Source organism: Paraburkholderia sp. SIMBA_053 (assembly GCF_046534895.1).
Lineage (GTDB): Bacteria > Pseudomonadota > Gammaproteobacteria > Burkholderiales > Burkholderiaceae > Paraburkholderia > Paraburkholderia caledonica.
Map to the genome: position 1 here is coordinate 1 of NZ_JAWRXU010001878.1, position 231 is coordinate 231.

Here is a 231-nt window from a genome sequence, read left to right on the forward strand (position 1 = left end):
CTAACTGGCTATCGCAATATACAATTAAGCTTTTTAAAGTTTTAATCGAGTCTAAGTAGCATGATAACTTAGTATCCCACCACTTTTCAGTTCGGTACTTCTTTAAAGCTAAATGGACAGACAAAAATGCTGTTGGTATAGCTACAAGAACTGAAGTAATTAATTTATCTATCGTGATGAACTCATCCATGACCTATAGCCCTAACGCCCGCCACAAACGCGAGCAACGTG

The 231-nt window shown here is 38.1% G+C and carries 1 protein-coding gene; it reads right to left on the bottom strand.

The genetic code is table 11. The annotated features are described in order from the left end of the window. Positions 1-190, bottom strand: a 190-nt coding sequence (locus SB753_RS42060) for a hypothetical protein (RefSeq protein WP_410805821.1), incomplete at its 3' end; no start/stop codon positions are given. Positions 191-231 lie beyond the last annotated feature (41 nt).